Source organism: Burkholderia sp. GW821-FHT14F03 (assembly GCF_058803765.1).
The window spans coordinates 73,132-79,254 of record NZ_JBXAPG010000039.1; the positions used below are offsets into that span (position 1 = coordinate 73,132).

A 6,123-nucleotide genomic window follows, 5' to 3' on the forward strand; every position below is an offset into this window, starting at 1 on the left:
GCAGTCCCGCAGTCGCGCAGTCGCGCAGTCGCGCAGTCCCGCAGTCCCGCAGTCCCGCAGTCCCGCACCACGGGAAGCGAAGCCCGTACAGCACGGAGATCGGCCCCTTCAGCACCTCGACCCGCTCCATGAAGTACGGCTCGATCCGCGGCAGCGCGTACCAGCCGTTGGTGGCGAGCTTCAGGCCGTTCCAGTACGGTGGGGGCAGGCGAAGGAAGGAAACGGCCGACAGAGGGCCGCCTTGCGCGGCCCTCTGTCGTCGGCATTCGGGATGTCAGGCGGTCGGACGTTCAAGCCTTCACGCCGGTCACGATGCTGTAGTACCCGCAGGTCGGCACGGTCCGAATCCCGACGAAGCCGACCTCGGCCAGCATCGCGGACAGCGCCGCCGAGGTGTATTGCTCGCCTTCCGTCCACGCGATCATCACCACGCTGTAGCCCGCCGCCGCGAGCGGCCCGCTCTTGTCGTCGCGCAGCAGCATCTCGTGCAGCGCGATGCGTCCGCCGCTCGGCAACGCGTCGAAGCTCTTGCGGGCGAGCCATGCGCCCTGCGCCGGCGACCAGTCGTGAAGGATGTTCGAATAGAAATGCAGGTCCGCCGGCGGATACGGGTCGGTCCACATGTCGCCCGGATGCAGCGTGATCCGCGCGCGCAGCACCTCGTCGTCGACGAACTCGCCGTGGATCTCGCACACCCCGCCCAGATCGAACAGCACGCCGCGCAGCGCCGGCCATGCGGCCAGCGCGCCATGCAGGTGCACGCCCGAGCCGCCGCCGACGTCGAGCATCACGCGATGCGCGGACAGGTCGAGCCGCGTCGGCCATGCCTGCGCGTGCGCCCCGCCCGCGCTGTGCATCGCGCGCGTGAAGCGCAGGCCCAGCTCGGCCCGGCGCTCGTGCGTGCTGAAGATGTCGTCGGTGTCGTAGGCGCGCGGCGCGTCGCGACGCAGTGCCGCCTCCAGCCCCGCGAGCGTGAAATTGCCGGCGTGGTCGGCCATCAGGTCCCACATCGCGCCCCAGTAGGTCGGGCTCGATTCGATCAGATAATCCGCGCCGAGCGGCGTCAGCGCGAACCGGTTCGCGGCGCGGCGCGCGAAGCCCAGCGCGACCGCCACGTTCGCGAGCGCCTCCGCCGGCCGCCGCGCGAGCGACAACGCATCGCCCAACTCCGCGAGCGTGCAGGCGCCCTCGGCGAGCCGGCGGAACAAACCGAACCGATGCGCGAGCAACAGCGCGGGAAAGGCGTAGAGACCCAGCATCACGTCGAACAGCGCGGCGTCGTCCTGACGCACCGAGGTCGCGCGCATCATGCCCTCCCGTGCGTCGCGAGCGCCACGCGCTCCATCATCGGCGAGCCCTGCCGCGCGCCCTGCTCCGCGGCGGTGCGCCCGACGAACCGCTCGGCCTCCTCGGTCCAGGCGGCAAACACGTCGAACACCCGGTCGACGAACACCACGCATCGTTGCCTGACGTCGTCCGACAACGCGATCCGCTCCAGTGCAACGGTGCCGTCATCGCGCTGCAGATGGCCGTTCTCGAGGGCGAAATGGTCGGCGCCCATGTAACGCAACGGCCGGCCCGTCGCCGCCTGCCATACCTCGGCCGCGCGCGTCGTCAGCGCGAAGAGCACGTGGCCGGTCGCCTCGATCGCTTCGACGATCGCGTAGCGCTCGACGCTGTTCGCCCCGCCGAGCATCGCGCACAACTCGTACATCAGGATCCGGCTGCGGTACGTGTCGTCGCGCCAGAGCGCGCGCAGCGCGTCGGTGGTGGTGGTCGCCGCGTTCCAGCCGAGCGTATCGAGATCTTCGAGGAACCAGACCCAATGATGATCGTCCTCGCGGGTGTGCGCGTTGACGCGCGCATCGTACGGGTCGCGCGGCGGCTCGCGGCGCAGCACGTAACGGTTCAGGTCGGCGAAAGCCATCACGAAGAAGGCCAGGCAGGGCATGAAGCCGAGCCTCGCCCGCGCCGGCAGGCCGTCGTCGCGCAGCCGCTCGAACAACGGCAGCGCAGCGTACGCGCGCTGGTGTCGCGCGATATGAGCAAAAACCGCGTCCATCCGTTGCCTCCCGTCAGGACAGGCAAACTCGCAGCGCGCAGGCCGGCGCGCCAACCCCGTTGGCGGCGCAATGCATCATGCGTTCGTCTGTATCCGCCGATGAAATGCCGGGCGGTGTCCTCAATCTAGGATGGGCTGATCGAATGTCAAGCCGCTACCACCACCAGCGATCGAAACGCCGCGTGTAGTTGAGGTCGACACCCTGGAACGTGCCGGTGTACGCCGACACCGACCAGAAACGGGTCAGGTTGAGCGTCGCCTTGAACGCGTTGCTGGCCGACTGCAGGCCCTGCTCGTAGCCGAGCACGAAGCGCTCGTTGATCGCCTTCGACACCATCACGACCTGCGGATCGGTGAGGCCGACCTCGCTGCGGCCGATCGAGAACTCGTCGAGCCCGAAGGTCTGCGCGACGCGCTTGCCGGTCGCGCTGCCGAGCAGCGCGAGCGCGGTGGTCATGGTGTTCTGCTGGCCCAGGTTGTTGCCCTGGTCGGTGCCGTGGCCGAACAGCAGCCACGACAGCTTCTCGTTGTCGGCGACGTTGGGCTCCGAGACGAGTTTCGCGACCGGCGCCTGCACCGTGCCCGTCACCTGCACGCCGGCCTCCACCTCCTGGTTGCGGCGCATCGCGAGGATGTTGATGCCGGGGTTCGACACCGGCCCGTTGAACGTGAAGAAGCCGTTCTCGATCGCGAGCTTGCGGCCGAACGAGGTGTAGGTCGAGCCTTCCGTCACGCGCACGTTGCCGACCGCGCGCAGCGGCACGCCCGGCGCGCTCATCACGGTGATCGTGCCGCGCAGGCCGAGATCCGCGCCATGTCCCTTGAAACGGAAGTCGCTGCCGAGATCGATGTCGACGTTCGCGCGCGGCGCGAGCGACGGGGCGGGCTTGTCGGCGGCCGGCGCCGGCTTGGCGATCGCGGTGCCGGTGCGCGTCTCGCCGCGCACGGTGCCGTCCGGCCGCACGATCACGACGTCGTCCGACAGATGCGGCGCCGATTCCTCGGGCAGGTCGAACAGCGCGCGGTCGACGGTGAACTTGCCGTTGATCGCGACTCCGCCGCGCGCGCCGTCGTTCTCGACCGTCGCCTTGCCCGACAGCGACAGCTTGCGGTCGGGCGCGGCGAACAGTTCGAGCTTGTCCGCGACGATGCTCGCGGCGAGGTCCGGCTCGTTGCCGTCGAGGCGCACGCGGCCGAGCATGCGCAGCGTGCCCTGCCCGCCGTGGAACTCGACCTGCTGGAACTCGACCAGGTTCTCGGTGAGCTTCACGCGCACGACGCCGTCCTTGAGCTGCACGCCCTGGTCGACCATCGTCGCCGACAGGCCGTCGCCCGTCAGCATCCCCGACAGGCTCGGCTTCGCCGGCGTGCCGCCCAGCGTGAGCTTGAGCGCCGCGTGCCCGTCGAGCAGGTAGCTCGGGCCGAACAGGCCGCCCGTGGTCTTGAGCGCGGGCACGTCGACGTCGATGCGCCCGGACAGCGGCGCGTCGGCGGCGGGCGCGAGCACGCCGTCGCGCAGCGTGAACGGCACCGCGAGCGAGGCGTCGAGCGTACCGATCCGGTTCGCCTGCGCGCGCACCGTCGCGTTGAGCCGGTTGCCCGCGCCGAACGCGGCGCGCGCCGTGATGTCGGTGATGCCGAGCGAGGCGACGCCGCGCCCCGATTCGAGCGTCACGTCGCCGCTGCGGCGCTTGATCTGCAGATAGCCGCTCGCGGTGTCGGCGAGCGCGAAATCCCAGTCGCCGTCGAGCACCAGGTCGGTGCGCAGCGGGGTGCGCGCGCCCGTCAGTTCCTCGCGTATCGTCAGCGCGCGCGCGACCGACAGGTTCGAGATCGCGCCCGCCGAACGCAGCTTGCCGTGATCGAGCGCGAACGATTTCAGATCGAGCTGCGCGCCCTCGATGCCGAGCCGCGCCGCGCCGAGCAGCACGCGGCCCGCGCCCGCCGACACGGTGAGCGGCGCGTCGAGCGACACCGACGGCGTGCCGCGATTCGCGAGCCGCGTCACGGTGCCGTCCCAGCGCGGTCCCTCGCGCGTCTCGACCAGCCCGCCCGCCGCCGCGACGCTCAGGTTGATCACGCGGCCGTCCGCGGCGCCGAGCGCGGCGGCCTCGAAGGTGTGCTTCGCGCGCGTGCCGTTCAGGTTCGCGGACGCGCTCCTGAGCCGCACCGCGCCGAGCGCGAGATCGGCCGCCTGCGCGTTGAAGACGAGCGCGCCGTGCGCGCCGTCGCGGATCTCCGCCTGCCCCTGCGCGCTGCCGATGCGGTTCTCGCCGAACGCGACGCCGCTCGCCTTGAACGCCGAGCTCACGTTCGGATGCGCGAACGAGCCCGTCAGGTCGCCGTTCGCCTGCAGCAGCCCGGCGAGCCCGAAGCCGAGCCGGTCGAGCTGCGGCGCGTCGACCGCGAAGCGCAGCCGGTCGCCGGCCGCGCCGAAGCTGCCTTGCAGATCCACCTGGTTGCCCGCGATCGACAGGTTCACGTTGCTCGGCAGGATCCGCGCGCCCGCCATCTGCAAGGTGCCCTGGCCCGTCAGCGGCAGGCGGTCGTACACGCTGTCGCCGAGCTTGAACTGCGCGCGCGCCGTGAAGCCCGGTTCGAGCGCGCCGCTCGCCGCGAGCGTGCCGTTGACGCGCGCCGTGCCCGCGCGCGGGCCGCCCGCCCCCGGCCGCGTGCCCGCCGCCGTCAACGCGAGCGGATCGAAGTCGGTGAGCGTCGCCTTCAGGTCGTAGCTGCTGCGCGCGTCGTGCTTGAGGGTGCCCGCGAGATCGACGCGGCCCTTGCCCGCCGTCACGCGCGCCTCGCTGATCGCGATCTGGCGCGGTTCGAGCGCGACCTTCGCCTTCGCGCCGAGCGCGAGCTTCGGATCGCTGAGATCGAACGCGATGGTCTGTCCGCCCTCCGCGAGCGTCACGCCGACCGGCCCGCCGAGCTTCATCGGCCGCAGCGCGGCGACGAACGCGTTCAGGTCGAGGTCGGCGACCTTCAGGTCGAAGCGCCCGCGCCCGCCCGCGAGCGCGCCGCCGCCCGTCACGCTGCCGCCGCGCAGCAGGCGCAGGGCAAGGCCGTCGATGCGCTGCGCGTGCGCGTCGAGCCGCGCGTCGGCGCGCGCGTCGAGCACCGGCAGCAGGTTGTCGCCGAGCGGGCCCGGCTTCGCGTTGACGATCGACACCGGCCCGGTGACGACGAACGCGCCCGGATGGCGCGGATCCGCCGGCGCCGGCGCGAGCTGCGCACGCACCGCGAGATCGGCGTGCGGCGCGCCCGGCGCGAAGGCCTGTGGGTTCACGTGATCGAACGCGAGCGTCGCGCGCGTGAGCGGCACGTCGGAGAACGGCGCGGCCTCGACCTGGGCGCGCCCGTTCAGCTTCATGCCCGAGGCGTCCAGCTCGGCCACCAGCGCGGCAAGCGAGCCGGACACCCGGGCCTGCGCGTTGACCGGCTCGTCGGCGAACTTGCCCGTGTAGGCCGCGTCGCCGGCGATCGCGAACGGCCTCACGCCGTCGAGCCGCGCGCGCGCGCTCAGCGCGCCGAACGGCGTGTCGAGCCGTTCGAGCGTCGCGTCGTGATGACGGCCGTCGCTGCGACCGCTGAACACGAGCCCGGCCAGTTCGGTGGTGGAGCCGCCTTCGTGGATCGACAGCGTGTCGAAGCGCAGGTCGCGCACCGTCAGCTGCAGCGGCAGGCGCAGATCCTCCGGCAGGGTCGTCGGCGACGGCGGCGACGGCGGGATCCGCACGTCGATCGCGCCCGCGCGCAGCGTGTCGATCGTGAGACGCAGCGGCGCGCGCGTGAGCGCCCAGCGCCCGCTCACGCGGTCGATCCGGACCTCGGTGCCGGCGCCGTCGGGGCTGGTCCACGCGAACCCGGACAGACGCACGCCGTGCGCGAGCGAGCCGCCCTCGAGCGTGCCCGCGAGACGGCCGCCGAGCAGCTTCACCGCGGCCTGCCACGCGATGCGCGTGCCGCGCTCGGTCGCCACGGCCGCGACGAGCGCGCCCGCCAGCAGCGCGGCCAGCAGCGCCAGCACGCCGAGCGTCCGCGCGAGCGCGCGCAGCGGC

The 6,123-nt window shown here is 72.2% G+C and carries 3 protein-coding genes; all 3 read right to left on the minus strand.

The window, feature by feature from the left end:
* Nucleotides 1–290 precede the first annotated feature (290 nt).
* Nucleotides 291–1,307, minus strand: a complete 1,017-nt coding sequence (locus AC1RQF_RS24390) for a methyltransferase (RefSeq protein ID WP_492873144.1) — start codon at nt 1,305–1,307, stop codon at nt 291–293.
* Nucleotides 1,307–2,062 (minus strand): hypothetical protein, encoded by a 756-nt coding sequence (locus tag AC1RQF_RS24395; RefSeq protein ID WP_492873145.1) that lies wholly within the window; start codon nt 2,060–2,062, stop codon nt 1,307–1,309. Before AC1RQF_RS24395 ends, AC1RQF_RS24390 begins: the two co-directional genes overlap by 1 nt.
* 154 nt (nt 2,063–2,216) lie before the next feature.
* The coding region (locus AC1RQF_RS24400) for a translocation/assembly module TamB domain-containing protein (RefSeq protein WP_492873146.1) at nt 2,217–6,123 on the minus strand (3,907 nt) is incomplete at its 5' end.

Bases quoted from the DNA above. Each gene is read 5' to 3' on its own strand.
- AC1RQF_RS24395 (WP_492873145.1), bottom strand. From the start codon at position 2,062: ATGGACGCGGTTTTTGCTCATATCGCGCGACACCAGCGCGCGTACGCT.
- AC1RQF_RS24390 (WP_492873144.1), bottom strand. From the start codon at position 1,307: ATGCGCGCGACCTCGGTGCGTCAGGACGACGCCGCGCTGTTCGACGTG.